Source organism: Enorma phocaeensis, from assembly GCF_900186505.1.
Classification (GTDB): Bacteria; Actinomycetota; Coriobacteriia; order Coriobacteriales; family Coriobacteriaceae; genus Enorma; species Enorma phocaeensis.
The window spans coordinates 604,471-630,531 of the sequence record NZ_LT891969.1 but is presented as its reverse complement, the minus strand read 5'-3'; the positions used below and the strand labels follow the sequence as shown (position 1 = coordinate 630,531).

Below are 26,061 nucleotides of genomic sequence, written 5' to 3'. Positions count from 1 at the left end.
ATCCCATCCGTTATGATGCGCCGCAGGCTGGCGCGATGAATATGGTTGCATAATCCGAGGAGGAACCCATGGCAAGGAAGAACGACGCATTCTATTTCGAGGCGTTCTGCGCGAGCGCTGAGTATTCGTACCAGGCGGCGCAGCTGCTGTCGAGGGTCATGCACAGCTTTGATCCCGATCGCTTGGAGGAGGCGATCGAGGAGATGCATACCATCGAGCAGGCTGCCGATGAGCGACGCCACGAGGTGCTCGATGCGCTCGTGACCGCCTTCGTGACTCCGATCGAGCGCGAGGACATCGCCGAGCTGAGCGAGTACCTCGATACCGTTACCGACCGCATCGAGGGCGTGCTGCATCGGCTGTACTTCGACAACATCCGCGAGATGCGCCCGGATGCGCTCGAGCTCGTTGACATGGTGGTCCGCGGATGCGATTCCATGCGCAAGCTGGTGGGCGAGCTGGCGCACTTCAAGAAGTCCAAGAAACTGCGCGAGTATGTGGTCGAGCTCAACTCCATCGAGCAGGAGGCCGATGCCCTGTATATGAAGTCCATGCGCGCCCTGCACACCACCTGCACGGACCCGATGGTGGTCTTCACCTGGCACGAGACCTACTCGTTCCTTGAGTACTGCGTGGATTACTGCGAGCAGGTTGCAGATACCATCGACACGATCGTGATGAAGAACAGCTAAGCTGCTCGGTTGGTTGTCGAGTCATGGCTGCATATGTGCGGCCTTGCTAGAATGAGGGCGGTGCCGCGTGGTGCCGCCCTCATTGGTTTACCCCCTGAACAGGTTCCCAGGGATGCGAAAGGCTTGCGATATGGCTTGCGATATGGAGAGCTACTTCACGATGCGCGGCGGCCTCGAGGCGCAAGGTGAGTTCCTCGACCGCAAGAGCCGCTTCATCGCCCAGCTTGTGCACGTCGAGGACGAGCAGGAAGCCGCCGCGCACATCGAGGAGGTCCGGTCGCGACATTTCGATGCCCGCCACAACGTGCCGGCTTGGATCTTGCGCGACGGCCAGGAGCGGGCGAGCGACGACGGCGAGCCGCAGCGTACGAGCGGTATGCCTACGCTCGAGGTGCTCCGTGGTGCGCGGCTCAAGGACGTCTGCTGCGTGACGACGCGCTATTTTGGCGGAACCCTGCTGGGCCCCGGTGGATTGGTGCGTGCCTACACCGCGGCGGCGCAGGCTGCGATCGAGATGGCGCGTACCCAGGACATGCTGGTCGAGATGACTGCCGTGGCACCGGTAGGGGCGCGCGTTCCCTACGCCCTATTGGAGCAGGTTCGCCATCTGGTGGAGCAGGCGGGCGGCAAGGAGCGTGCAGTCGAGTACACCGATGAAGTGGCGCTCTCGCTCGTGTTCCATGCGGGAGACGAGGAGCCCTTCATAGCGGCTATGACCGAGCTTACCGCTGGCAACCCGCGTATCGAGCGCGGAGCGGTGCGATTCGACGAGTTCTAGTTCGGCGGCTGTTTAGTTCTCGTCCTGTTGGGCGCGTGCAGCGATTACCTCGACGGCGAGGTTCACGGCGTCTTCGATGCAACCGGGACAGCTGCGGCGCATGCCTTCGGGATTGCCGACGCCTTTGAGTTCCCGGCAGATCGTGGTGCCGTTCATCTCTTGGAAGCCCTCTACAACCTTGCGCACAAGCTGGTAGGTAGCCGTCTTCGTGGTGCCCGATACCTCGGTTCCGCCGCTGTTGAGCTGGCTGAGCACGATGACGGCGCCCGAGATGGCCCCACAGGTCTCGGTATGGGTGCCCATGCCGCCGCCGAAGCCCTCGGAGAGACGGTAGCAGGTCTCGAAGTCGGCTCCCACCTCGTCTGCGAGCGCGCATGCCACCGCTTGCGCGCAGTTGAACTTGCGCTCGGCGCGCAGCGCTACGGCCTTGGCGGCGAGTTCTTCTTTGCGGGCGAGGATATCGGTGGCGGGCATGGTGGTTCCTTTCCTAACGGCACTTCTCGGCCCCGTACGCGGCTGCGGCTGGTCATAGGTGATGCGAGGTGCTTGCAGAAGGAGGCCGCTATGCCGCTCGGAGCCAGTGTATCCGAGATGCATGATAGCACCCGTAGTTCGACGCATGGGCGCGCATCGGTGGCATCTCTGTAAACATTCGACTGCTCGCGTCGCAGGCGATGCCCGCGGGGTTACGCTAGTACGGTTGACGTGCGGGCGCCTTCTCGCGCCCACGAGTACGACCCTACGGTAAGGAGCGATCCTATGGCAGAGCATATCGGAACCACGTGCGTCCAAGGCGGTTACCGCCCGGGAGATGGCGAGCCGCGCCAGGTGCCCATCTACCAGTCCACAACCTGGAAATACGATACTTCCGAGCACATGGGTCGCCTCTTTGACCTCGAGGAGGCCGGCTACTTCTACACGCGCCTGCAGAATCCCACTAACGACGCGGTCGCGGCCAAGATCGCGGAGCTCGAAGGCGGCACCGCCGCTATGCTCACGAGCTCTGGCCAGGCGGCGAATTTCTTCGCCCTCTTCAACATCATGGGCGCAGGCGACCATGTGGTCGCAAGCTCTGCCATCTATGGCGGCACGTACAACCTCATCGCGCATACGATGGAGCGCATGGGGATCGAGAGCACCTTCGTAGCGCCTGATTGCACCGACGAGGAGCTCGAGGCGGCGTTTAGGCCCAACACGAAGGCGGTCTTCGGCGAGACGATTGCCAACCCAGCCCTCGACGTGCTCGATATCGAGCGCTTCGCCTCCGCGGCCCATGCGCACGGCGTGCCGCTCATCGTGGACAACACGTTCCCCACGCCCGTCATGTGCCGTCCCTTCGAGTGGGGGGCGGACATCGTGACCCACTCCACCACCAAGTACATGGACGGCCATGGTGCGGCGGTGGGCGGCGCCATCGTCGACTCCGGCAATTTCGACTGGGACGCCCATGCCGACAAGTTCCCCGGTCTCACCACGCCCGATGAGACCTATCACGGCGTGGTCTATACGCAGAAGTTCGGCCAGGCGGCGGCTTTCATCACCAAGGCGACCTCGCAGCTCATGCGTGACCTCGGCTGCATCCAGAGCCCCCAGAACGCCTTCCTGCTCAATATGGGCCTGGAGAGCCTGCACGTGCGCATGCCCCAGCATGTGAAGAACGGGCAGGCCATGGCCGAGTTCCTCATCGACCATCCCAAGGTGCGCTTCGTGAAGTACCCCGGCCTCCCGGGCGATCCCTGGCACGCACTTGCTCAAAAGTACATGCCGAATGGCACCTGCGGCGTGGTGAGCTTCGGTTTCACCGGCGGACGCGCCGCGGCAGAGGAGTTCATGAAGAACCTGCATGTCGCCCAGATCGCCACGCATGTTGCCGACGCTCGCACCTGCGTGCTGCACCCCGCGAACGCCACGCATCGCCAGATGACCGATGAGGAGCTCACCGCAGCCGGCATCGCACCGGACATGGTGCGCCTTTCCTGCGGCATCGAGGATACGCAGGATCTCATCGACGACGTCGCGCAGGCGCTCGAGCACTGCTAGCGGCGTATGAGGTGCTGCGATTACGCTTTTCCGAGTGAAGACGGGGCCTCGACCGTGCGCGCCCGCCTTTGGGAGCCCGAGGGCTCCGGGGCGGGCGAGCGGCCGCGGGCGCTCGTGCAGATCATCCATGGGATGTCCGAGCATATCGGGCGCTACGAATGGTTCGCGGGCGAGCTCTGCAAGGCGGGCTGCGCCGTGTGCGCGCACGATCAAATCGGCCACGGGATGACTGCCGCCGGACCAGACGATCTGGGCCATCTGCCAATCGATGGGGGAGCGGGCCTGTTGCTCGCGGATGTCGAGCGCGCCTATGAGGAGGCCTGCGAGCTCTTCGGCGTTCGCGATCTGCCCCATGTGATCTTCGGCCATTCGCTCGGGAGCTTCATCGCGCGGGTGTACCTGACGCGTCCGGGCGCCGATGCGGTGGGAGCCATCATCTGCGGGACGGGGCAGCAGCCCGTGCCGCTCGCCCGTGCTGGCAACGCGCTCTGCCACATTCTTGCCCGGGTGCGCGGCGAGCGCTCGCGCAGCCATCTTGTACATGCCCTTGCGGTGGGCGCTTATGGTCGGGCGATTCAGGATGCACGCACACCCTTCGACTGGCTCTCGACCGATTCCGCAGTCGTCGACGCCTACATCGCTGACCCGCTTTGCGGACGCGAATTCACGGTTGGAGGTTACGCCGCGGTGACCGCGCTTGCGGTAGCAGCCCAGGACCGCACCCTCGCCAACCGCATTCCGCGAACGCTACCCATGCTCTTCATCGCTGGTGAAGGCGATCCGGTGGGGGATTTCGGCAGCGGTGTGCAACGAGCTGTCGAGCAGTACCGAGCGCTCGGCATGGAGCGCGTGCAGGAGACCGTCTACCCAGGGATGCGGCATGAAATCCTGAACGAGCCGCATCGCAGCCGTGTAGTCGCCGACATACTCGCCTGGCTTCAAGGGCTTGGGCTCTAGCGAGCCAAGGCCCCTGCGCTGGTCAGCCATGTTTGAGCATCAGCAGAAGGGGTGCTCCGACGATTGCGCTCGGGTGCTCGCTGCTGGAGGCGCTCCGGGGCGCCCGCTGTTCCGCATGGGCTAGGACTCGACTGGTCTCAGGATCGTGAGGGCGCCGGGCAGCAGGTCGACGGATATGCTCTGCGCCACGACTTGCTCGCCATCCGCTTGCATGGGGTACTCGGCGCCATCGAGTTCGATGTCAATGTGCCGAGACTGCGCGAAGCGGATATACCGTGAGCGCACGTGGCCCCCGTTTTTTGCGCGGAGCAGCAACGAGAGCGCGGTCACGCGATTGGCCCGCCCGCTGGCGATGCACACATCGAACTGTCCGTCTGTTGGATTCGCCTCGGGGCAGATGTGGTATCCCGATCCGTAGGTAGGTCCGAGCTGCACCGCCATGATGAACGTGCGCAGATGCTCCGGCTCTCCGCCGTCGAGCGCGATGGTCGCGGGGTACGACTGGAACCTCCGAGCAAGGACGTCCACACCGCTCGCCGTATACAGGGCGTTGCCGGTGAGGTGCGTCTTGGTCCGCAGCTTATAGGTGCCGATCGCCACAGCAGCATCTAGGCCGAACGAGAAGGTTTCCACGAAGTACTCGGTTGAATCCGCCTCATCGCCTGCCACGCGGCTCGCGTGGTCCCTCCAAAGGGATAGTCGGCCTATATCAAAGGGGACGCGCTCGCAGGTGAGGTAGCGCGCAAGGCTGCCTCCGGTGAAGTCGCTCATCCCCAGGGTCCTGGCAAAGTCGTTCCCCGAGCCTACGGGGACGACGCCCATGGCGGGACGATCGGCGCGAGCGATGCGCATGAGGCCGTTTGCCACCTCATGGACCACGCCGTCACCACCGAGCGCGATGACCGAGTCGAAGTCGGAGGCTTCTCGAGCGAGCTCTTCGGCATGGTGGGCGCGTTCGGTATACACGAGCTTGAACGAGGCGCGATCATGATGGTAGAGCCAGAGGAAGCGCTGGAGCCGCTCAGCCACCTGCTCGCTCGATCCGAGCTGTGCAGTTGGGTTGGCGATGATGAGGGTTCGGCCGAGAACATCGGCAGATATGGCGTTATCGTTCATCTCTTCCTCGGGTCCCGTGCTTGGAGCAACGCATCGTGGTGTGGCGCGTCCCATCGCGCCGCATCCATTATCGCCTATCTTCCGGGTGCTTCGTTCGACATGGCAGCGCAGTGCTCGTTTAGGTTGATATGGAGCGGTGAGTCCCACCGCTGCTCGGCAGGGGATGGATAGATGTTGTTGGGTGAAGGCGATGCCGTCTTGCCCATGATCGGTAAAATCCGTATAATGCTACACCGGACGTCGGGACGTGGCGCAGTCTGGTAGCGCGCGTGCTTTGGGAGCACGATGCCGCAGGTTCGAATCCTGTCGTCCCGACCATATGCGGGCGTAGTTCAATGGTAGAACCCCAGCCTTCCAAGCTGATGACGCGGGTTCGATTCCCGTCGCCCGCTCCAGAAGTAACAGCAGGTCAGAGCATGCAGGCTCGGGCCTGCTTCTTTTTCCATCGAGCGATGCGCAATGACGATGCGCTATCGATCGATGCGGAACGGCGGGCTTCCAGCTGTGTACCCCCCCTCATTTGATACCTGACCAAAGCAACCGGAGGACCGCGTTCCGGTCGAAGTTGAGTGCAATAAGTCACCCTCCACGATAATCAACTAATCAAGCACTTCCTGAGCATGCGGTTGCGACGGGGGAGCCGCGCCCCCGGTATCGCTTTCATTTTTGATGTGCCCGGCGTGTTGCATGTCGGTTTCGATTGCCATGCGACTTGTGATGGGGAGGACGGCAAGCGCTACACTTTTCCAGGCTAGGGCGCCCTCCGTTCCACTACCGGCTGGGCGCGATAATGGAGGAGGAAATCAATGAGTTACACGCAACGTGTGATCGACGATCTGCGCGAGCGCTACGCCGATCAACCTGAGTTCTTGCAAGCTGCTACCGAGGTGCTTGAAACCATCGAGCCTGCTGTTGAGGCCCACCCTGAATTCGAGGAGCTATCGCTGCTCGAGCGTCTCGTTGAACCGGAGCGCGTCGTCATGTTCCGCGTTCCTTGGGTCGACGACGCTGGCAAGGTCCAGGTCAATCGCGGCTACCGCGTCGAGTTCAACTCCGCGATCGGCCCGTACAAGGGTGGTCTGCGCTTCAACCCCACGGTGACGCTGGGCATGCTCAAGTTCCTGGGCTTCGAGCAGATCTTCAAGAATGCGCTCACCACGTTGCCCATGGGCGGCGGCAAGGGTGGCAGCGACTTCGATCCTAAGGGTAAGTCCAACCGCGAGGTCATGGCTTTCTGCCAGAGCTTCATGACCGAGCTCAGCCGCCATATCGGTCCCAACACCGACGTCCCCGCAGGCGACCTCGGCGTAGGTGGGCGCGAGATCGGCTATATGTTCGGTCAGTACAAACGCCTCCGCAACGAATGGTCCGGTGTCCTCACGGGCAAAGGCCTCACCTTCGGCGGTTCGCTCGCGCGTACCGAGGCGACCGGCTACGGCCTCGTGTACTTCGTAGACGAGTACCTCAAGAGCACCGGTGACTCCTTCGAGGGCAAGAAGGTTGTCGTCCATGGTTCGGGTAATGTTGCTATCTACGCTATCCAGAAGGTGGCGCAGCTCGGAGGCACCGTAATCGCCGCTTCCGACACCAAGGGCTGGATCGAGGACCAGACGGGTATCGACTACCGGGTGCTCGAGCACATCTACGATAAGAAGCGCTCCGGGCACGACCAGGGCGTGAGTCTCGCCATGTATGTCGACGAGCGTCCCGGTGCCGTCTGGCACGAGGGCGATGGACGCGGCGTGTGGCAGCTTCCGTGCGACATCGCGCTGCCGTGCGCCCGCGAGAACACGCTCACCCTCGAGGATGCAGAGGCGCTCGTGGCAAACGGCTGCAAGGTCGTTGGCGAGGGTGCGAACATGCCCACGACGCTCGAGGCGACTCAGTACTTCTTGGAGCACGGCGTCGCGTTCATGCCCGGCAAGGCGGCCAATGCCGGCGGCGTGCTGGTTTCCGGCCTCGAGATGAGCCAGAACGCCGAGCACCTCACCTGGACCTTCGAGGAGGTCGACGGCAAGCTCGAGAAGCTCATGCGCGATATGTTCCACAACGTGGATGAGACCGCTCGTGCTTATGGCCACGAGGGCAACTACGTCATGGGCGCCAACATCGCCGGCTTCATGAAGGTTGCCGACGCCATGATCTCCCAGGGCGTCTGCTAGGGGACATACCGCTTGGTTTTCGCGGCGGCCGACGCCCCTTTGGGGGTGCCGGCCGCTTCCTGTTAAGCCCCGATCCACGAGAGGTCCGCTGCCCGTCAGGCTTACCATCGCGCCCGCTTTCGTCCCGAGCGCCGTATAATGGGCCATGCGTTCATTCGATTACCCGTCCCGACCGCCCCAACGCTGTGTAAAGAAAGGTAGCCATGCGGAAAGACATCGTCTCGATTGTCATCGGAGCCGTTGCGATCGCTGTATCCTTCTGCCCGTTCATCTTGCTGCAGCTCGTCGGTGCCGCAGGCGCCGTCGTGGGGTTCCGGCTCGCGAGACAGGCAAGAAGGGAAGACTATCGGCTCGACCTCACCTGCACCATAGGGACGATCGCTTGCGTGGCGGGCATTGTGCTGTGCCTGCTCACGCCTGTCGTCTTCATGGTCGGCAGAATCGTCTTGCTCCTCGCGGGCTAGGGGTTGTATAGTTGACGAGGCGACAGATTACGCGTTCGATAGCTTCGTAGCTTAGGCGTCTCCAGGGTGCGGCAAGCATGCCGCGGGGCGCCCCGTCTTTTCGAGGGAACGTATGTCGTCAAAAGCGAAACAACCCATTTCATCTGCTTGCATGTCGAACGCGATCGAGTGCAAGGGCGCTTTACCGACCGACGGGCGCGGTGACGCGGGCTTGGAAACCCGCGCGTTTCAAAAACGCCTCGAGCGCCATCACGACGAGCTTCGCTGGCTCTATATGGAGCTCTATGATAACGGCGACATGTTCGCCGAGCTCGTCGACCAGATGAAGCGATTCTTCGATGATCGCCCCGACCGCCTCAAAGCCCTTGATGCGGCCCGCGAGGAGGCGGGTGCGTGGTACCGCAGCCAGAAGATGCTCGGCATGCAGATGTATATCGACAATTTCGCTGGCACGATCGCTGGCGTTGAGGCCAGGCTGCCGTATCTCGAGCGGTGCCGGGTGAACTACATCCATCTCATGCCGTTTCTCGATACTCCGACTGACAAGAGCCGCTCCGATGGCGGGTATGCCGTCAAGGACTTCCGGAGCGTGCGCCCGGACCTGGGGACGATGGATGACCTCGCGCACTTGGCGCAGGTCTGCCACGAGCGAGGCATCAGCTTGTGCATGGACTTCGTGATGAACCACACCTCGGAGGAGCATGAATGGGCCCGGCGTGCGCGAGCCGGCGAGGGCGAGTACATGAGCCGCTACTTCTTCGAGGCGAACCAGGACGTCATAGATCGCTATGGGCGCGACGTTCCGCAGGTGTTCCCGACGACGGCCCCCGGCCACTGGACGTACCTGCCTGAGCTTGGCCAGTGCGTCATGACGCAGTTCTATCCCTACCAGTGGGACCTCAACTACAAGAACCCGCGCGTCTTCAACGAGATGATGTACAACTTCCTCTACCTCGCCAACCAAGGGATAGACATCATGCGGCTCGATGCGGTGCCCTACATCTGGAAGCAGCTCGGAACCAACTGCCGGAACCTTCCGCAGGTGCATACGCTCGTGCGCATGATGCGCATGATCGGCGAGGTCGTTTGCCCCGGCGTGGTGCTGCTGGGCGAGGTGGTCATGGCGCCGGTCGAGGTCGTCCCGTATTTCGGTACGGTCGAGAAGCCGGAATGCCACATGCTCTACAACGTGACCACCATGGCGACGACGTGGCATACGGTCGCGACGGGAGACGTGAGGCTCCTGCGGCTGCAGCTCGATGCGGTATGCGGCCTCCCCAAGGAGTACACCTTCCTCAACTACCTGCGGTGCCACGACGATATCGGCTGGGGACTCGATTATCCCGTGCTCAGGCGGTGGGGGCAAAAGGAGGTGCCCCACAAGCGCTACCTCAACGACTACTTCCAGGGCTACGCGCCGGGGAGCACGAGCCGCGGCGCGCTCTACAACGCCGACCCCGTCACGGGCGACGCACGCTTTTGTGCCACGACGGCATCCATGTGCGGCATTGAGGCGGCGGGATTCGAGGGCGATGCGGAGGCGATGAAGGTCGCCGTGCGCAAAGACCTCATGCTCCATGCCTACATGCTTACGCAGTCGGGGCTGCCCATCATCTACAGCGGGGACGAAATCGGTCAGATAAACGATTACTCCTACAGGGACGATCCCGAGAAGGCCGATGATTCGCGCTATATCCATCGCGGTGCGTTCCCGTGGGGGCTCGTCGAGGAAATCGATAGGGAGGGGACCGTCCAGAACCGCATCTTCCTCGGCCTTCTGGAGCTGGAGCGCATCCGGTGCGATGATCCGGTCTTCAGCGCCGAGGCGACGGTGGGGACTAAAGATTACAGCGATGTCTCGATCTTGTGGATCGTGCGCGAGCGCGCGGGCAAGACCTTGCACGCTGTGTTCAACTTCAGCGATCGGGAGAAGACCATCTGGATGCCTGAGCGGGCGGAGTATATCGATCTTCTATCCGGTGAGCGGACCGAGCTCGCTTCATTCGAGCTTCCAGCATGGGGTTTTGCCTGGTTCGAGCTGTAGGCAATGTTTCGGATCGGAAGCGTCGCGCCCCGTCTTGCACGGACGTGCGAGCGGGGCGGCGTCCGTTCCATTCGTCGGGATTATCTTACGGTGTGCTGCTGGCGCCACGTGCGAGGCGACGTGCCATAGGTGTTGCGGAACGCGCGCGAGAAGTGGAGCTGGTTGGGGTAGCCCACGGAGCGTCCGACCTCCCCGATGGAGAGCGACGAGAGCTTGAGTAGCTCGCAGGCCTTCTCCATGCGGTATCCCATGAGGAATTTTTGCGGCGAGACACCCATGCCCTCCTTGAAGATCTTGCCGAAATAGCTTCGGTTGAGCCCTATGTACCGTGCGATATCCTCAACGCTCACATCGGTCTGAAAATTCTTCTCGATGAAGGACAGCGCGCTGTCGATGTAGAAGCCGTGCAGTTTCGTGGTCTGCGGGACGCGGTGCGACTCAGCGGACCGCAGGAGCGCATCGAAAAAGAGATAGGTGCACCCCACGAGGTACAAGGCCGAGTCGTTGCGATGGGCGAGTATGCGCCTCATGGCACCAAGCATCTCGTCGCGGGCAGCGGGGTCGGTGACGCGGTAGATCGGATTAATGGGGGAGAAGCCGATATGATCGAGTGACGCTTTCACATGCGAGCCGTCGAATTCGATCCAGATGTATTCCCACGGTTCGGAAAGGTCGGCTACGTAGGTCGTGGTCTGGCCGGGAAAGATGAGAAAACCCTCGCCGGCTTTGAGGTCGTAAAACGTCTGGCTTCCAGAATCGTTCACAGCGGTGAGTGAGCCGCATCCCTCGATGATGTAGTGGAAAAGGTAGTGGCTCCGGCGAGCTGGCCCGAAGGCATGGCCGGGTGCGCAGACTTCGCGTCCGTATTGGAAGGGTACGAGGTCGGTGAATATGCCGCCCTCGAACGTCGAGAATTCGACCTCATGTGCTCTCACGCTCTCGCCCCCTTGGTGCCCTGTCTCTACTATAGATATATCATAATGCGAAACCACACACAATATGATATATTATATCGCTATAAACAATGCACTATGGCATATGACTACGATCTGTACCATCATCACCCTATCATAGACGGATATAGCAAGAATAGATAGATGACCTGCAATGTTGCTGTTGTTTCTGAAATGTTGTGATGCCGTTCAAGTATGCTTTTACTACCACTTAACGATTGCTTACGAAATGTTATTCCAGTAAATATAGCAAAATAACTGGGAGAACAATAATAGTGATAATATATATACCGAAATAGATGGACTTCCTAGCAAAATGATATTTTTTTACCATGCTACATGGAACGCTTTGTCTGTCGCCATGTACAAAGCAAAGACTTGGGATGGAAGGGGTCGTTGGATGGCTGGACTTTCGCTCGAACACATTGGCAAGACGTATCCAAATGGCTATGAGGGGGTGAAGGATTTCAACCTCGAGATCGAGGACAAGGAATTCATCATCTTCGTCGGTCCGTCGGGTTGCGGTAAATCCACCACCCTGCGCATGATCGCCGGCTTGGAGGATATCACCTCGGGAACGCTGAAGATCGACGGGAGGGTCGTGAACGATGTCGAGCCGGCCGACCGCGACATCGCCATGGTCTTCCAGACCTACGCGCTCTACCCGCACATGACGGTCTTCGATAACATGGCTTTCCCGTTGAAGCTCCGTAAGGTTCCCCAGGCAGATATCGACAAGGCGGTTCACGAGGCGGCGCGCATTCTCGATCTCGAGAAGCTGCTCGACCGTAAGCCGTCCGCGCTTTCCGGTGGCCAGCGCCAGCGCGTCGCCATGGGACGCGCCATCGTCCGCAACCCCAAGGTCTACCTCATGGACGAGCCGCTCTCCAACCTCGATGCCAAGCTCCGCGTGCAGATGCGCGCCGAGATCTCGAAGCTCCATGACCGCCTAGGCGCAACGATCATCTACGTCACGCACGACCAGACCGAGGCCATGACGCTCGGAACCCGCATCGTCGTTATGAAGGACGGCGTGATGCAGCAGGTCGACACCCCGTCTAAGCTCTATAGCGAGCCCTGCAACCTGTTCGTCGCCGGCTTCATCGGGTCGCCTCAGATGAACTTCATCGACGCCACGGTGGGGGAGAGCGCCGGCAAGGTCACCCTCACCTTCGGCGCGAACACCATCACCGTGCCCGACGCCAAGGCGGCGGCGCTCAAGCCCTACGTGGGGAAGGTCGTCATCGCGGGCATCCGCCCCGAGGACGTCATCGAGGAGCATGAGCATGCGGACGGCAAGAACCTCTCCGAGCCCATCGATGCCACGGTCACGGTCTACGAGCTCCTGGGTTCCGAGGCTATGATCTACGGCGATGTGGACGGTGGCTCTGTCTCCGCGCACGTTTCCGCGACCAACCCCGCCCGCACCGGCAGCCGCATCAAGGTCGCCTTCGACATGGACAAGCTCCATGTCTTCGATAAGGAGACCGAGCAGGCCGTGGTCCACTAGCACGCGAGGGGAGCAGATATGCTGAACAAGCCCATCACGCGCCGCACGCTTCTGGGAGGGCTGGGCGCTGCCTCGGCGCTCCTCTTCGCGGGCTGCGCGAGCGAGACGGCCGACGGCAGGGTCCAAGTCGAGTTCGTCTCCTACAAGCAGGAGGCCAAGGCGCTCTTTGACCAGATTCAGGCCGATTTCAACGCCTCGCACGACGACGTCGTGCTCAAGATCGATAGCCCGGCCGATGCCGTGACGATCATGAAGACGCGTTTCGTGCGCGAGAACTACCCGGATGTCATCGGTATCGGCGGCGATGCGGACTACGCGAGTTTCGTCGATTCCGAGATTCTGGCTGACGTCTCCGACTACGAAGGCATGGCGAACGTCCAGGAGGCATACCGCAACATCCTCGAGAGCGTGACCTACGTTCCCATGGACGGCATCTACGGCGTGCCCTACGTCGCGAACGCTGCGGGCATGCTCTACAACGTCGACATGTTCGAGGAGAAGGGCTGGCCCATCCCCCAGACGTGGGACGAGCTCATCGAGCTCTGCGAGACCATCAAGGGCGAGGGTGAGGTCGCCCCGTTCTACCTCGGCTACCTCGATACCTGGACGATTCTCTCGCCGTGGAATTCCATCACGGTGAACATGGTGCCCCAGGACCTCGCGCGCCAGGTGAACGCCGGCCAGGCGAAGTTCGCCGACTGGTACGGCGAGCCCGCGCGCCGCATGCGCCAGATGCTCCAGTACAGCCAGACCTGCCTGCCCGGTGAGCCCGGTCCCTTCGCCGCGAGCTACAACGACGCTTGCACGAGCTTCGCGAACGGCAAGAGCGCCATGTACCCCTGCGGTTCGTTCGCCGTTCCGCAGATCCTGACGGGCAATCCCGACGTCAACGTCGGCATGTTCGCCATGCCCTCAGCAGACGACCCCGCCGACCGCATCGTGGTCTCCGGTGTCGACCTGCAGTGGTGCGTATCGGCGGCGTGCCAGCACAAGGAAGCGGTCTACGAGGTTCTGGATTACCTCGCCGACCGCGAGAACCTGCAGACCTACATCTCCGACCAGCGCGCCATCCCCTGCGTCGAGGGCGACTTCGAGCTCGACTCGCTCTTCGACGGAATCCAGGAGTTTCTGGACGAGGGTCGGGTGCTCGACTACCTCGACCACTCCTACCAGTCCGCCATGGCCGTCGACGCCCAGCTGCAGACGATGCTTCTGGACGAGCGCGACGACGACACCGCCATCGCCGCCTTCCTCGAGAAGTTCGATACCGACTGGCTGCGCTACAACCGCGCCGTCATCCGCAAGGTCCAGGAATACGAGAGCCAACAGTAAGGGGGAGATGACATGGCAAGTCTTACCAAGAGCAAAGTCGGCTCGGCTCGGATGAAGACGTTCTACGCGATCCTCATCCCCGTGCTGATCCTGTTCGTGGCGTTCAATACGTTCCCGCTCATCACCGGTGTGTTCTACAGCTTCACCGATTCGAAGGGCTACGGAGCCTTCAACATCGTGGGTCTGCTCAACTACGCCGACCTGTTCACCGACACGCGCGTCCTGAACTCGTATCTCTTTACGTTCAAGGTGGCCGTGGTCGCCACGATCTTCACGAACGTGGTGAGCCTTATGCTCGCCATCGCGCTCTCGAGCAAGATTCGCTTCAAGAGCGCCCTGCGCGGCCTGTTCTTCGTTCCGAAGATCCTGGGCGCGCTCGTTGTGGGCTACGTGTTCAGCTACCTGTTCACCTGGATCATCCCGGCAATGACCGGCACCGAGTCCATTCTTGCCTCGCCCGATCTCGCCTGGATCGCCATCGTCGTCGTGCTCGTATGGCAGGGCTGCGCCCAGACGACGATCATCTACATCACCGGCCTCTCCTCGGTGCCCGAGGACGTCTATGAGGCGGGCGCGCTCGACGGCGCGACCGGCTGGAACAAGTTCCGCTACATCACGCTGCCGCTCATCATGCCCTCGATCACCACGAACATGGTGCTCGTGATGAAGGACATGCTCATGGTCTTCGACCAGATCGTCGCCATGACCTCGGGCGGCCCGTCACAATCCACCGAGTCCATTTCCTTCCTCATCTACAACAACGGCCTCGCCGGCGGCCAGTTCGGCTTCCAGTGCGCCAACGCCGTGATCTTCTTCGTGCTCATCGCGGCCATCTCGATCATCCAGACGAATTTCCTGAGCAGTAGAGAGGAGCAACTCTAATGGCAAAGGACGCATTCGGCGCCAAGGTCAAGGAACGGGCGAACTGGCCCGTGACCGTGGGCCTCATCCTCGTCGCGCTCGTCGTCATCGTGTTCCCGCTGTATATGACGGTGCGCATCGCGGTCTCCAAATCCATGCCCACGGGCCTCGATATCTTCTCGCTGCCCGCTACGTGGGACCTCGCCAACTTCGCCGAGGCCATGGAGAAGACGCAGTTCTTCAGCTCATTTATGAACTCGCTTATCATCACCGTTGTGGCGGTGGTCGTCTCCATCCTCGTGCACTCGCTCGCTGCCTACGCGATCGGGCGCAATATGGAACGTCGCGCCTTCAAGTTGTCGTATCTGTTCATCATCGCAGGCATGTACGTGCCGTTCGCCATCCTCATGATGCCGCTCGTCAAGCAGACCGCCATCATGCATCTCGACAACATGGTTGGTGTCATGCTGCTCTACATCGTGTTCTACATGCCCATGAACATCATGCTCTATACGGGCTACCTGCGGAACATCCCTGTGGCGCTCGAGGAGGCGGCCCGCGTCGACGGTGCGAGCACGTGGACGACGTATTGGAAGGTCATCTTCCCGATCATGAAGCCCATGCACGCCACCGTGGCGATCCTGACGGGGCTCGCGGTCTGGAATGACGTCATGACCCCGCTCGTCATCATGGGCGGCTCGGGCGTCTACACGCTGCCGCTCGCCCAGATGAGCTTCCAGACGGCGTTCGGCACAGACTACCCGCTCGCCTTCGCGTCGTACCTGCTCGCTATGCTGCCCATGATCATCTTCTACATCGTGGCGCAGAAGCAGATCATCGGCGGCGTCACCAACGGTGCCGTGAAGTAGCCGACCATAGACTCGCACGCTTCATGCAGCGCGCCCGCAGCTTCTCGGAGCTGCGGGCGCGTTTTACGCTAGCTCGGGTAGCGTCTGGCGCCGAGCATTCGGCACGCTTCAAGCGCTCGGCTCCGACTCAAAAAACCTCGTGCGCTTTTTACACAGATCTGGACCAAGAAAGGCTTCAGGATGTGTCAAAAGCGCACGCGGTTTTCAGCTTGGGGTTTTTCAGCGCTCGATGACAAGACAGGGCCGCGAGCCGTTCAGATGGCGGCTCGCGGCCCGGTTGGGGTGCCTCTGGCAAATTGTTGCCAGCGTGCGGTGTATCGAGAGCGTTCCTTTAGGCGAAGGCGATCCAAGCGGAAGCATCCCGGGGGAGCTTGCCGTCGACGAGTTCGGCGGAGGCGATGAGTACCTCGCCAGCGGGCAGCTCCACGGGCGACGCACTGAAGTTCGTCACGCTTACGAGCGTGCGTCCGTCTGCGAGGGGGCGCTGGTAGGCAAGCACATCTCCGGTGTTGGCTTCGTCCCATGCGAGCGAGGTGTCACCCGTGGGCACGATCAGCGAGCGGCGAAGCGCAAGGGCGGCGCGATAGAAGCTGAGCATCGAAGCCTCGTCGCCTTCCTCAACCTCGACAGCGAACTGGGAGAACCATGCCGGTTGCGGAAGGTGCGGCGCTGCATGGTCTGCGGGGCCCGAGAATCCGAAACCTCCCGTCGCATCGAGCGATGTCCATGGCAGCGGCACGCGGCAGCCGTCGCGGCCCTTGATGGCATCGCCATGGGCGGTCATCTGTGCCTGAGGATCCTCGAGCGCCCCCCACGGGATGTCGGCAACCTCGAAGAGGCCGAGCTCCTCGCCCTGATAGAGGTAGACCGATCCCGGGAGACCAAGCTCCATGAGGAGCGCTGCACGTGAGCGTCGGGTGCCCGCCTCGCGATCTTCGTAGTAGGTCGTGCCGTCGCGCAGCAGCCAGTCGGTCGCGATCTGGTGATGCGTGCTCGAGGGCACCTGCGGAAGAGCGAACCGGGTAGCATGGCGCGGGACATCGTGGTTCGAGAGCACCCACGTGGTCGTAGACTTCGAGCGCTCGGCCGCATCGAGGCCTTCCTCGATGGCGAGGCGGAAGTCTGCCGCGAACCAGTTCTTCTTGGCGAATTCGAAGTTGAAGACCTGGCCGAGCTCGTCGGTGGAGGCGTACATCCACTGGTGCTCGGGTGCCACCCATGCTTCGCCGACTGCAAAACGCGCGGGCTCGTACTCGTTGAACACCTGGCGCCACTCGCGATAGATGTCGTGGACCTCTGGGCGATCCCAGAGGGGGTTCTCGTCATCGTCGCCGCTTTGTGCGAGGCTCGATTGACCGGGGTCGTCGGGCCAATCCTCAAGCGGGCGGCTGTCGAGATCCTTGGCGAGGGCGTGCGCCACGTCGATGCGGAAGCCGTCGGCGCCGCGGTCGCTCCAGAAGCGCAGCGTCTTCTTGAAGTCCTCGTGGACCTCGGGATTCTTCCAGTTGAGGTCGGCCTGCTCCACGGCGAATAGATGCAGGTACCATTCGCCGTCGCCCACCGGCTCCCAGGCAGGGCCGCCGAAGGTCGACTTCCAGCCGTTGGGAGGCAGCTCCCCGTGCTCGCCTTGGCCCGGTCGGAAGATGTAGCGGTCGCGCTCCGGGGAACCGGGGCCCGCAGCGAGCGCCGCGCGGAACCATTCATGCTCGGTGGACGTGTGGTTGGGCACGATGTCCACGACGACCTTCATGCCGGCGGCATGGGCGGCGGCAGCCATCTCGTCGAAGTCGTCGAGCGTTCCCAGGCGCGGGTCGACGTCGCGGTAGTCTGCTACATCGTAACCACCATCGATAAGAGGGGAGGGGTAGAAGGGCGAGAGCCAGATGGCGTCGACGCCAAGTGTGGCAAGGTAGTCGATCTTTGCCGTGATGCCCGCGATGTCGCCCAGGCCGTCCCCGTTGGCATCGTAGAAGCTGCGCGGGTACACCTGGTACACCACCGCCTGCTTCCACCAATCAGCATGTGCGTTGGTCATGAGAAGCTCCTTTCAATTGTCGGGTGCATGCCCTAGCTAACCCAATTGCTTGGATTCGAGGTCCATGTCAGTCCTCCCTGCTCGTGGATGATGCGGTATCGTTCGCGAGGGTTGCCGTGTGCATATGTTCGGCGGGAATGCGGTGATAGAGATGGAGCTGGTGGCGCAGGCGCGCTGCTAGCGGTGCGCTCGCGAAGCCAGGGAGCGCTCGCCAGGTCCAGTTGTCTCCAAGGGTCGAGGGGGTGTTGATGCGCGCCTCGCTGCCGAGTTCCAGCACGTCCTGCATCTGCACGACGGCGAGCTTCGCAGCGCTTGCCCAGATGCCGCGCATCATGCCCCAGCCCTCGCCCTCGCGGTCATCGAGGTGGAGGTATTCGCGAGCTGTGCGAACGTCGGGCGCAGGCGCATTGACGAGCCATCCAAGCGCAGTGTCGTTGTCGTGGGTGCCCACATAGGCCACGCTGTTTTCGGGATACGCGTACGGGAGGTAGGTCTCGTCGCCTGCTTCGGAGTCGCGTGTGTCGAAGGCGAACTCGAGCACCTTCATGCCGGGGAATCCCGTGTCGTCGAGGAGCTGGCGCACCGATGGCGTGAGGTAGCCGAGGTCTTCCGCCACGATACTCACGTCGCCGACGGTGCACTTCAGTGCTTGGAAGAGCGCTTTGCCGGGGCCCTTCCGCCAACGTCCGCCTGCGGCCGTGGTCGCCCCGGTGGGAATGGCGAAGTAGGAGTCGAAGCCGCGGAAGTGGTCGATGCGCAGGATGTCGTACAGACGCAGCTGGAACGAGATCCGGTCAATCCACCAGGTGTAGCCGTCCGCCTTCATGCGATCCCAGGCAAAGAGCGGATTCCCCCAGATCTGCCCGATGGCCGAGAATCCGTCGGGGGGAACGCCGGCGATCTCGGTTGGGCGCAGCTCTTCATCGAGCTGGAACTGTTCGGGATGAGCCCAGACGTCGGCGCTGTCGAGGGCCACGTAGAAGGGGAGATCGCCCATGATGCGAATGCCCGCGGTCCTAGCGTAGATGCGCAGGCTCTCCCACTGGCGGAAGAACAGGCACTGGACCGCCTGCCAGAAGCGTATCCGCTCTGAGAGCTCCATGCGCGCGCGGGCGAGCTCGACAGGCTGGCGATGACGGAGCGCTGCCTCCCAGGTGTTCCACGAGGCGCCGCCGTGGGCTTCCTTGAGCGCCATGAAGAGGGCGTAGTCGTCCAGCCAGGCCGCCTCGCGCTTGCAGAAGGCGCGGAGTTCGTCGGGGTGCATCTCGGCAAGTCGCTGCGTGGCGCAGGCGAGCACATCGAAGCGCGCTTCGTACAGCGCGCCGTAGTCGACGCGGTCGGGGAGGGAGCTCCAGGTGCGACCAGTATACTCCGCGCGGTCGAGAAGGCCCTCGGCGGCAAGGTCGTCGAGGTCGATGAGGTAGGGGTTACCCGCATAGGTTGAGAACGATTGATAGGGCGAATCACCAAAGCTGGTGGGCACGATGGGCAGGACCTGCCAGACCTCCACACCCGCCTCTGTGAGGAAATCGATGAACGAGCGCGCTTCCGCACCCATGGTGCCCACGCCCCACGGCGAGGGAAGCGCGGTGATGGGCATGAGGATTCCGGCACTTCTCATGAGGACGGTTCCCTTCTTCTAGCGATTCAACCGGTGCGAGTCGTGAGCGGCGGCTAGAAGGTTCGCGACACCGCTGGTGTTGGGCGCGCCGACGCTCTCTTGCTCGAGGATGTCAAAGGGGGCAAGTTCGTGCAGGGCGTGCGCCTGTCCTTGCATGCCCTGAAGGAGAAGGTCCACGCTGCGGTTCGCAAGGGCGTCGGTATCCTGTCGCACGGTGGTGATGCGGGGAACCGAGTAGCGCGAGAGCGCGGTACCGTCGAAGCCCATGATAGAAATGGTGCCAGGGACGCTGCCTCCTCGGTCGTAGATGGCGCGAATGGCACCGAAGGCGATGACGTCTCCGAGCGCGAGCACAGCGGTGAGGTCCGTAGAGCGCCAGAGGAGCCTCCCGATGGCACGATAGCCAGCCTCCTCGGTGAAGTCGCAGGGCTCATAGTCCTGATCGCGATTGAAGACGATGCCGTGAGCCATGAGCGCGCTCTCGGCGCCCTCGAGACGACGTCCGCCGATCTGCTCGGGGGAGCGCGTACCGCCGAGGATGCCGATGCGACGATGACCGGCGGCATAGAGGTAATCGATTGCGTGCGCGGCAGCCGCCTCGTTATCGATCGTGACGCTCGAGAGATTTTCGAAGCCTAGGCCCTCTGCGGTATTGGTCACAAGCACGCTCGGTACCGAAATCTGGCCGAACGCCTCGCGGAAGTAGGTGCGCTCGCCACCGAGGAACAGCATTGCCTTGGGGTGGCGCGCCTGCTGGTAGTTGATAGCGAACTGAACCTCGTTGGCATCGTCTTCAAGGTGCGTGACGGCGACCTCCTCGCCGAGGTCCCAGAATCGCGCCTGTATGCGGGCGAGGATGTCGCCGAATAACCGGTTGTTCGTTCCCATGACGAAGGCGGCGACGGGGGAGGGCGAACGCATCTTGAGATAGCGAGCGTTGCTGTTGGGCTCGTAGCCGCAAGCATCCATCACGGCGAGAATGCGCTCGCGGGCTTGGTCGCTCACGTTGGATTGGCCGTTGATGACGCGCGAGACCGTGCTGACGCCGTAGCCGGCACGCTCCGCGATGTCCCTGATGTTCATAGCCCTCCTTGGAACAGTGGTGTGGAAACGGTTCCACAAACATGTACTATAGGCAAACTTAAGTGGAGAAATATGGCATGAAAACGGTTCCATAGTATGGTCACAATATCGTCACATTTCGGGCAGCTCGGGAGGTTCGCGGTTCCACGAGCTGTCGATTCTTCACGCCCCGCCGACCTCCCTGTCAGGTTGATCTCGGTGCTCCGTCGAACGTCGAGCCTCGTCGGCGTTGGCAAGTTTGCTAAGCTTGTGATGGCTGGTACCGCATTTTGTTGCGTGGTGTGCGCGTTTATAATGCAGCAGGCGGGATTTTGCCTGCTTGATCTAGGTGTCTTTCGGGTGGCGGCAGCGGCTGTCTCCCCTTGGGCGCCTGCGTCCGTGAGCATCAAGTAAAGGGAGGGGTCATGCCGATCTTCGTTGACGAAGAGACAAAGATCTTCACCATCAATACCAAGAACTCGACGTACCAGATGCAGGCCGATCCTTACGGCTTTTTGCTGCATCTGTATTACGGGGCGCGCACAGACGGCTACATGGCCTATTTGGTGACCTACGCCGATCGCAGCGGAATGTGCGGCTGCCCCTACGACGTGCATGACCGTACGTACTCGCTTGACGTGCTTCCTCAGGAGTACCCCTTCCAGGGTGCGGGCGACATGAGGAGCCCCCTGCTGGCGGTTCGAGACGACCGTGGTGCGTTCGGCTGCGACCTGCGCTACCGCGATCACGAGATTCGCCCTGGTAAGTATAGTCTTCCGGGGCTTCCTGCGGTTTACAGCGATGACGAGTCGGATGGAGCCGAGACGCTCGTCATCCGCCTTGCCGACGAGCGCGTGGGCATCACCGTCGAGCTTTTGTACGGCGTGCTCCCCGAGATCGACATCATCACGCGCGCCGCGATCATCAAGAACGAGGGAACCGGCGTCGTAACGGTCGACCGAGCCCAGACGGCCTGTCTCGACTTCGTGCACGGCGAGTACGACGTGATCACCTTCTATGGACGTCATGCCATGGAGCGAACGCCGGATCGCCACCACGTCGGCCATGGGACCTTCTCGGTGGGAAGTCGTCGCGGCATGTCTTCCAACCAGTACAGTCCGGTGATGGTGCTCTGCGATGAGCAGGCAACGGAATCCACGGGTCGCGCCTGGGGCATGAACTTCGTCTACAGCGGTGGGTTCGAGGCCGAGGTCACGTGCGAGCAGTACAACCAGACGCGCATGCAGATGGGCCTCTCCGACGACCGCTTCTCCTATCCGCTCGCCCCAGGTGAGCAGCTGGTCGCGCCCGAGGTCATCATGACCTACTCCAATGCGGGCATCGAGCGCGTCTCCCAGAACTTCCATCGCTGCATCCGCAAGCACGTTTGCCGCGGCACGTGGCGCGACCGTTCGCGCCCGGTGCTGCTCAACAGCTGGGAGGCCTTCTATTTCGATTTCACGGGCGAGAGCCTGGTGCGCCTCGCGGAGCAGGCCGCGAGCCTGGGAATCGAGATGCTCGTCATGGACGATGGCTGGTTCTCCACCCGGCGCGATGATTTCCGGGCGCTCGGCGACTGGACGGTGAACGAGGGGAAGCTGGGCGGCACCCTGAAAGAGCTCGTCGACCGCGTGAACGCTCTGGGGCTCAAGTTCGGCATCTGGGTGGAGCCCGAGATGGTGAGCGAGGATAGCGAGCTGTACCGCGAGCATCCCGACTGGGTGCTCGCCGTGCCGGGTAAGGGTCCCGTGCTCGGCCGCGACCAGCTCGTGCTCGACCTGTCGCGCAAGGAGGTGCGCGACAACCTCTACGAGCAGCTCTGCGCTGTGCTCGACCAGGCTAACATCGAATACGTGAAGTGGGACTACAACCGCAGCATCGTGGACACCTACTCCCGCGCATCGAGCGATCAGGGCAAGGTCCTCTACGATTACATGCTTGGTCTATACGATCTACTCGAGCGCCTTGTTCAGCGCTATCCCCGGATTCTCTTCGAGGGCTGCTCTGCGGGCGGCGGCAGGTTCGATGCCGGCATGCTCTACTACACGCCGCAGATCTGGACGAGCGACAACACCGATGCCATCAATCGCCTGACCATCCAGTACGGCACCTCGTTCGGGTTTCCTGCGTCCGCTATGGGCGCGCACGTCTCGGCGTGCCCCAACGAGGTCAATGGGCGCGAGACGCCCATCACGACGCGCGGCGTCGTCGCCATGCAGGGAGGCGGTTTCGGCTACGAACTCGATCTGCTCAAATTGCCCGAGCGCGCCTGCGAGCACATTCGCGAACAGGTGAAGCGCTTCCACGAGATCGAGGGCCTGGTGCGCGAGGGCCTCTTCTACCGGCTGAGCTCACCCCTGTCCGATGCCGTGAGCGCATGGGAGTACGTTGCCGAGGACGGGTCCGAGGCCGTGGTGAGCGCCGTGCTGCTCACGGTTAACGGGTACGGTGTGGCGAACTACGTCGTTCCGAGAGGGCTCACCCCGGGGGCGTTCTATCGCAATCTGGATACGGGCGTGGTATATCCTGCCGATGCCCTCATGGATGCCGGATTCCCCCTGCCGGTGGGGCTCGATGCGAATGCTGCGGTGATGTATCGCTTCGAGCGCGTCGACGCCTAACGGGAGATGGTCGCGCACCGTATGCCTGCGGGTTTGCCGGGCGCGTGCTGTTCGATGGAGTGCTGCCGGCTGTGACGCCGGATCGCGAAACGAATGAGGTGGGGAGATGCTCGATGACTATCGCCGCGCGCGCAAGCTCGGCCATAAACAGCTTCAGACGGACGTTTCCGCGGGACGCTACCCGTATCTGCCCGCCCTTGACGACATCTTGAAGGGTGAGGGGTATCAAGGTGAAGTCCCCATAGGTACGATGGAGATCGATATCGACCTCATCGCGGGCACGCGCACGCGCGGGCGCCAGAACACCTTCGCAACGAACTTCATGCCCCTGCCCGAGGTCGGCTCCGAGTTCGCGATGAAGTGGAGCGACCTCATCGACTCCCAGCGTGCCGAGGGCATCCGCGACCCCATCATCGTGTACGAGTTCCTGCAGCGCTTCTACGTGCAGGAAGGCAACAAGCGGGTCTCCGTTTTGCGGTATCTGGAGCAGCCGACGATCCTCGCATCCGTCACGCGCGTGGTTCCCATGCCTTCCGATACCGAGACCTATCGCATCTACCAGGAGTTCATGCGGTTCTTCAACGTCGCGCCCGTCTACGGGATCGTGTTCACCCGCGAAGGCGATTACGTGCGGTTGGCGGCGTTTGCGGGACAAGACCTCGAGCATGCTTGGCCGCAAGAGGTCGTGCGCGATTTCCGCTCCGCGTTCGAGACGTTCCTCGGCGCCTTCCGCAAGCGCGGGGGCGAGCGCTTGGGGCTCACGGCGGGGGAGGCCTTCCTCACCTACCTCGGCGTCTTCGGTTATGACGTGGCGGTGCGCGCGCTGCCGAGCGAGGTCGACCGGCAAGTCGAGCGCATGTGGGGCGAGTTCGTCGTCAAGCGCGACGGTGGCAAGGTCGCCTATCTGGAGGATCCGCGCTCGAGTCGTGCTGCCATCATCCCCGAGCTCAAGAACCTGTACCGCGAGGCGGTTCGCGCGAAGCCGTTCCGAGCATCGTTCATCTACGGTGGGAATCCGCTGACCGACGGCTGGACGGCCATGCATGAGAAGGGGCGCTTCGAACTCGAGCGTCAGCTGGGGGCAACGATCTCGACCAGCGCCTATACGGATTGCGTGGATGGGGAGGATTTTGACCACGCGGTTGATGACGCCTTGGCCGAGGGTTCCGATCTCATCGTGACCATCGCGCCCACCCAGATGCGCGATTGCCTGCGCTCCGCGGTGGCGCATCCGGAATGCGCGTTCATCAACTGCTCGGTGAGCCTCTCGCATAGCGCGGTGCGCACCTTCAGCATCCGCCTATACGAGGCGAAGTTCCTGCTCGGCGCGCTTGCTGCGAGCATGGCGGAGAACCATAAGGTCGGTTACGTCGCCGAGACCCCGGTTTTCGGCAGCGTGTCCGAGATCAACGCCTTCGCCATCGGCGCCGCCATGGTCGATCCGCTCGTGACCGTCTACCTCAAGTGGTTCTCGGCGAAAGACTACGATTGGAAGCGCGAGCTCGCCGAGGATGATGTTCGGATCGTCTCGGCACGCGACTACCCCGATCCGGCCGATCCGGAGGAAGCATGGGGGCTCTACCGCGTGGAGGACGATGGGACCACCGTCCATCTCGCCGAGCCCGTGCTTAAATGGGGTCGCTACTACCAGCTCATCGTTCAGTCCATCCGAAACGAGACATGGCACAAGGAGCAGAGCGAGCTTTCGGGTCTCGCACTCAATTACTGGTGGGGCATGTCATCGGGCGTGCTCGACGTCGAGCTCATGGACCGGCTTCCCTACGGGCAGCGGGCGCTCATCGAGGTGCTCCGGCAGTCGGTGCTCACGCGTCGCATCGATCCCTTCGCAGGTGAACTCGTGAGCCAGGATGGTCCGGTGAAGGGGGCTCAGGAGGGACGTCTCTCGAGCGAGGAGATCGTGCGCATGAGCTGGCTCAATGCCAACGTGGTCGGCCGCCTGCCCGAGCAACGGGAGCTCTCCGAGGAGGGGCTGGAGAAAGTCGAGGTAAGCGGGCTCATCCCCGTCGACATCGCGACGCTCCCGCACAAAGGGACGCTCGCATGAGGATCCTTGCGGTCTCCGATGTGGAGGAGTCCTGGCTCACCACCCACTACGACCGCGACCGCATGGAGGGCGTGGAGCTCATCATCTCGTGCGGCGACCTCCCTGCATCCTATCTCGAGCATATCGTTACCCTTGCTAACATCCCGCTTCTCTATGTTGCCGGCAACCACGATACCGCCTATGCTCGCCATGCACCTGAGGGATGCGTCAACATCGATGGATGCATCGCGCGCTACCGCGGGGTGCGCTTCATGGGGCTCGGCGGCTCCATCCGCTACAACAGCCGCATATACGGCTACACGGAGCAGGAGATGCGCTGGCGGTCGACGAAGCTCTCGCTCGTCGCGCGCATGACGGGCGGAATCGACGTCATGGTGACCCATGCGCCCGCGCGCGGGTACAACGACCTTCCCGACTTGCCGCATCAGGGCTTCGAGGCATTCAACACCTGCCTGGAGGTCTTGAAACCGCATACGATGGTCCACGGCCATGTGCACCGGGAATACGGTCGCATCGCGCGAACGGGCAGGCATCCTTCCGGAACGCGCATCCTCAACGCCTGCGGGTCGCGTATCTTCGAGGTGCCGGACGCTCCCGGCGTCGAAGCCGCGGATTGTGCGCTTATCGTGCGCCGTGTGGCACGCGGCGGGTTGGTTGGGTGATGAATATGCTGCGCCCCGTTTGCACGCAGGGATTATCTGCTATCATGCTAGAGCTGTGCGCCTTGTGCGGGCGTGGCGGAATTGGTAGACGCGCTGGATTTAGGTTCCAGTGGGATTCCCGTGAAGGTTCGAGTCCTTTCGCCCGCACCAACGCACCCGCGATTACCGGGCCCGTCGCGTGCGCACGGGGCGGTTGCTCGCCATAATCTGGATAAAA

At 62.3% G+C, this 26,061-nt stretch carries 20 protein-coding genes and 3 tRNA genes; 17 read left to right on the top strand and 6 right to left on the bottom strand.

Features of this window, described 5'->3' with window-relative positions; all coding sequences use genetic code 11:
* Positions 1 to 68 precede the first annotated feature (68 nt).
* Together C1717_RS05770 and C1717_RS05765 are read left to right on the top strand one after the other, a co-directional pair.
* The gene (locus tag C1717_RS05770; protein ID WP_102372234.1) at positions 69 to 692 is read left to right on the top strand and encodes a DUF47 domain-containing protein; all 624 of its coding nucleotides are present in this window, start codon (positions 69 to 71) and stop codon (positions 690 to 692) included.
* 130 nt (positions 693 to 822) lie between these two features.
* Positions 823 to 1,470 (top strand): IMPACT family protein, encoded by a 648-nt coding sequence (locus C1717_RS05765; protein WP_245859499.1) that lies wholly within the window; start codon positions 823 to 825, stop codon positions 1,468 to 1,470.
* Between the two features lie 12 nt (positions 1,471 to 1,482).
* Here the strand turns inward: C1717_RS05765 and C1717_RS05760 are convergent, their stop codons facing one another.
* Positions 1,483 to 1,944: a C-GCAxxG-C-C family protein gene (locus C1717_RS05760; RefSeq protein ID WP_102372233.1), complete on the bottom strand. Its 462-nt coding sequence runs from the start codon at positions 1,942 to 1,944 to the stop codon at positions 1,483 to 1,485.
* Between the two features lie 285 nt (positions 1,945 to 2,229).
* Between C1717_RS05760 and C1717_RS05755 the strand changes: the two genes are divergently transcribed.
* Both C1717_RS05755 and C1717_RS05750 read left to right on the top strand, forming a co-directional pair.
* Positions 2,230 to 3,510, top strand: coding sequence for an O-acetylhomoserine aminocarboxypropyltransferase/cysteine synthase family protein (locus C1717_RS05755; RefSeq protein ID WP_102372232.1), 1,281 nt, complete (start codon positions 2,230 to 2,232; stop codon positions 3,508 to 3,510).
* Between the two features lie 54 nt (positions 3,511 to 3,564).
* Positions 3,565 to 4,467 carry an alpha/beta fold hydrolase gene (locus tag C1717_RS05750; RefSeq protein ID WP_245859496.1) on the top strand — a complete coding sequence of 301 codons (903 nt, stop codon included), beginning with the start codon at positions 3,565 to 3,567 and terminating at the stop codon, positions 4,465 to 4,467.
* Positions 4,468 to 4,587: 120 nt separating this feature from the next.
* Here the strand turns inward: C1717_RS05750 and C1717_RS05745 are convergent, their stop codons facing one another.
* Entirely contained in the window at positions 4,588 to 5,583 is a 996-nt protein-coding gene (locus C1717_RS05745; RefSeq protein WP_102372230.1) for a diacylglycerol/lipid kinase family protein, read from the bottom strand.
* Positions 5,584 to 5,824: 241 nt separating this feature from the next.
* On the opposite strand from C1717_RS05745, the gene C1717_RS05740 reads away from it, so the two are divergent.
* The 5 genes from C1717_RS05740 (at position 5,825) to C1717_RS05720 (ending at position 10,253) form a co-directional block, all read left to right on the top strand.
* Positions 5,825 to 5,901: transfer RNA gene (locus C1717_RS05740), tRNA-Pro, on the top strand.
* Between the two features lie 3 nt (positions 5,902 to 5,904).
* A tRNA-Gly gene (locus C1717_RS05735) sits at positions 5,905 to 5,978 on the top strand.
* Between the two features lie 411 nt (positions 5,979 to 6,389).
* Positions 6,390 to 7,745 carry an NADP-specific glutamate dehydrogenase gene (gdhA, locus tag C1717_RS05730; protein WP_102372229.1) on the top strand — a complete coding sequence of 452 codons (1,356 nt, stop codon included), beginning with the start codon at positions 6,390 to 6,392 and terminating at the stop codon, positions 7,743 to 7,745.
* Between the two features lie 203 nt (positions 7,746 to 7,948).
* The gene (locus C1717_RS05725; protein WP_102372228.1) at positions 7,949 to 8,209 is read left to right on the top strand and encodes a hypothetical protein; all 261 of its coding nucleotides are present in this window, start codon (positions 7,949 to 7,951) and stop codon (positions 8,207 to 8,209) included.
* A 112-nt stretch (positions 8,210 to 8,321) separates the two neighbouring features.
* Positions 8,322 to 10,253, top strand: coding sequence for an alpha-amylase family protein (locus C1717_RS05720; protein ID WP_245859494.1), 1,932 nt, complete (start codon positions 8,322 to 8,324; stop codon positions 10,251 to 10,253).
* A gap of 80 nt (positions 10,254 to 10,333) precedes the next feature.
* On the opposite strand, the gene C1717_RS05715 is transcribed toward C1717_RS05720, so the two are convergent.
* Positions 10,334 to 11,188, bottom strand: coding sequence for an AraC family transcriptional regulator (locus C1717_RS05715; RefSeq protein ID WP_102372226.1), 855 nt, complete (start codon positions 11,186 to 11,188; stop codon positions 10,334 to 10,336).
* Positions 11,189 to 11,606: 418 nt separating this feature from the next.
* On the opposite strand from C1717_RS05715, the gene C1717_RS05710 reads away from it, so the two are divergent.
* The 4 genes from C1717_RS05710 to C1717_RS05695 are packed head-to-tail and all read left to right on the top strand — an operon-like array spanning position 11,607 to position 15,778.
* Positions 11,607 to 12,716, top strand: coding sequence for an ABC transporter ATP-binding protein (locus tag C1717_RS05710; protein ID WP_102372225.1), 1,110 nt, complete (start codon positions 11,607 to 11,609; stop codon positions 12,714 to 12,716).
* Positions 12,717 to 12,734: 18 nt separating this feature from the next.
* Positions 12,735 to 14,048 carry an ABC transporter substrate-binding protein gene (locus tag C1717_RS05705; protein WP_102372224.1) on the top strand — a complete coding sequence of 438 codons (1,314 nt, stop codon included), beginning with the start codon at positions 12,735 to 12,737 and terminating at the stop codon, positions 14,046 to 14,048.
* A 12-nt stretch (positions 14,049 to 14,060) separates the two neighbouring features.
* Positions 14,061 to 14,930 (top strand): carbohydrate ABC transporter permease, encoded by an 870-nt coding sequence (locus C1717_RS05700; protein ID WP_102372223.1) that lies wholly within the window; start codon positions 14,061 to 14,063, stop codon positions 14,928 to 14,930.
* Positions 14,930 to 15,778: a carbohydrate ABC transporter permease gene (locus tag C1717_RS05695; protein WP_102372222.1), complete on the top strand. Its 849-nt coding sequence runs from the start codon at positions 14,930 to 14,932 to the stop codon at positions 15,776 to 15,778. The genes C1717_RS05700 and C1717_RS05695 overlap by 1 nt, the downstream gene beginning before the upstream one ends.
* A gap of 331 nt (positions 15,779 to 16,109) precedes the next feature.
* Here the strand turns inward: C1717_RS05695 and C1717_RS05690 are convergent, their stop codons facing one another.
* From C1717_RS05690 to C1717_RS05680, 3 genes are all read right to left on the bottom strand, one after another.
* The gene (locus tag C1717_RS05690; protein ID WP_102372221.1) at positions 16,110 to 17,813 is read right to left on the bottom strand and encodes a glycoside hydrolase family 13 protein; all 1,704 of its coding nucleotides are present in this window, start codon (positions 17,811 to 17,813) and stop codon (positions 16,110 to 16,112) included.
* A 67-nt stretch (positions 17,814 to 17,880) separates the two neighbouring features.
* On the bottom strand, positions 17,881 to 19,434 hold the full coding sequence (gene malQ, locus C1717_RS05685; RefSeq protein ID WP_102372220.1) for a 4-alpha-glucanotransferase: 1,554 nt from the start codon (positions 19,432 to 19,434) through the stop codon (positions 17,881 to 17,883).
* 18 nt (positions 19,435 to 19,452) lie between these two features.
* A complete protein-coding gene (locus C1717_RS05680) occupies positions 19,453 to 20,517 on the bottom strand; it encodes a LacI family DNA-binding transcriptional regulator (RefSeq protein ID WP_102372219.1) in 1,065 nt (354 codons plus the stop codon).
* Positions 20,518 to 20,921: 404 nt separating this feature from the next.
* Between C1717_RS05680 and C1717_RS05670 the strand changes: the two genes are divergently transcribed.
* The 4 genes from C1717_RS05670 (at position 20,922) to C1717_RS05655 (ending at position 25,994) form a co-directional block, all read left to right on the top strand.
* Positions 20,922 to 23,117, top strand: a complete 2,196-nt coding sequence (locus C1717_RS05670) for an alpha-galactosidase (protein ID WP_102372217.1) — start codon at positions 20,922 to 20,924, stop codon at positions 23,115 to 23,117.
* Positions 23,118 to 23,223: 106 nt separating this feature from the next.
* Positions 23,224 to 25,182 (top strand): BMP family ABC transporter substrate-binding protein, encoded by a 1,959-nt coding sequence (locus C1717_RS05665; RefSeq protein WP_102372216.1) that lies wholly within the window; start codon positions 23,224 to 23,226, stop codon positions 25,180 to 25,182.
* Complete coding sequence (locus C1717_RS05660) at positions 25,179 to 25,844, top strand: metallophosphoesterase family protein (protein ID WP_102372215.1); 666 nt, start codon at positions 25,179 to 25,181, stop codon at positions 25,842 to 25,844. Before C1717_RS05665 ends, C1717_RS05660 begins: the two co-directional genes overlap by 4 nt.
* A 66-nt stretch (positions 25,845 to 25,910) precedes the next feature.
* Positions 25,911 to 25,994 (top strand) — tRNA-Leu (locus C1717_RS05655).
* Positions 25,995 to 26,061 lie beyond the last annotated feature (67 nt).

Bases quoted from the DNA above. Each gene is read 5' to 3' on its own strand.
- C1717_RS05770 (WP_102372234.1), top strand. From the start codon at position 69: ATGGCAAGGAAGAACGACGCATTCTATTTCGAGGCGTTCTGCGCGAGC.
- C1717_RS05765 (WP_245859499.1), top strand. From the start codon at position 823: ATGGCTTGCGATATGGAGAGCTACTTCACGATGCGCGGCGGCCTCGAG.
- C1717_RS05760 (WP_102372233.1), bottom strand. From the start codon at position 1,944: ATGCCCGCCACCGATATCCTCGCCCGCAAAGAAGAACTCGCCGCCAAG.
- C1717_RS05755 (WP_102372232.1), top strand. From the start codon at position 2,230: ATGGCAGAGCATATCGGAACCACGTGCGTCCAAGGCGGTTACCGCCCG.
- C1717_RS05745 (WP_102372230.1), bottom strand. From the start codon at position 5,583: ATGAACGATAACGCCATATCTGCCGATGTTCTCGGCCGAACCCTCATC.
- gdhA (WP_102372229.1), top strand. From the start codon at position 6,390: ATGAGTTACACGCAACGTGTGATCGACGATCTGCGCGAGCGCTACGCC.
- C1717_RS05725 (WP_102372228.1), top strand. From the start codon at position 7,949: ATGCGGAAAGACATCGTCTCGATTGTCATCGGAGCCGTTGCGATCGCT.
- C1717_RS05720 (WP_245859494.1), top strand. From the start codon at position 8,322: ATGTCGTCAAAAGCGAAACAACCCATTTCATCTGCTTGCATGTCGAAC.
- C1717_RS05710 (WP_102372225.1), top strand. From the start codon at position 11,607: ATGGCTGGACTTTCGCTCGAACACATTGGCAAGACGTATCCAAATGGC.
- C1717_RS05705 (WP_102372224.1), top strand. From the start codon at position 12,735: ATGCTGAACAAGCCCATCACGCGCCGCACGCTTCTGGGAGGGCTGGGC.
- C1717_RS05700 (WP_102372223.1), top strand. From the start codon at position 14,061: ATGGCAAGTCTTACCAAGAGCAAAGTCGGCTCGGCTCGGATGAAGACG.
- C1717_RS05695 (WP_102372222.1), top strand. From the start codon at position 14,930: ATGGCAAAGGACGCATTCGGCGCCAAGGTCAAGGAACGGGCGAACTGG.
- C1717_RS05690 (WP_102372221.1), bottom strand. From the start codon at position 17,813: ATGACCAACGCACATGCTGATTGGTGGAAGCAGGCGGTGGTGTACCAG.
- malQ (WP_102372220.1), bottom strand. From the start codon at position 19,434: ATGAGAAGTGCCGGAATCCTCATGCCCATCACCGCGCTTCCCTCGCCG.
- C1717_RS05680 (WP_102372219.1), bottom strand. From the start codon at position 20,517: ATGAACATCAGGGACATCGCGGAGCGTGCCGGCTACGGCGTCAGCACG.
- C1717_RS05670 (WP_102372217.1), top strand. From the start codon at position 20,922: ATGCCGATCTTCGTTGACGAAGAGACAAAGATCTTCACCATCAATACC.
- C1717_RS05665 (WP_102372216.1), top strand. From the start codon at position 23,224: ATGCTCGATGACTATCGCCGCGCGCGCAAGCTCGGCCATAAACAGCTT.
- C1717_RS05660 (WP_102372215.1), top strand. From the start codon at position 25,179: ATGAGGATCCTTGCGGTCTCCGATGTGGAGGAGTCCTGGCTCACCACC.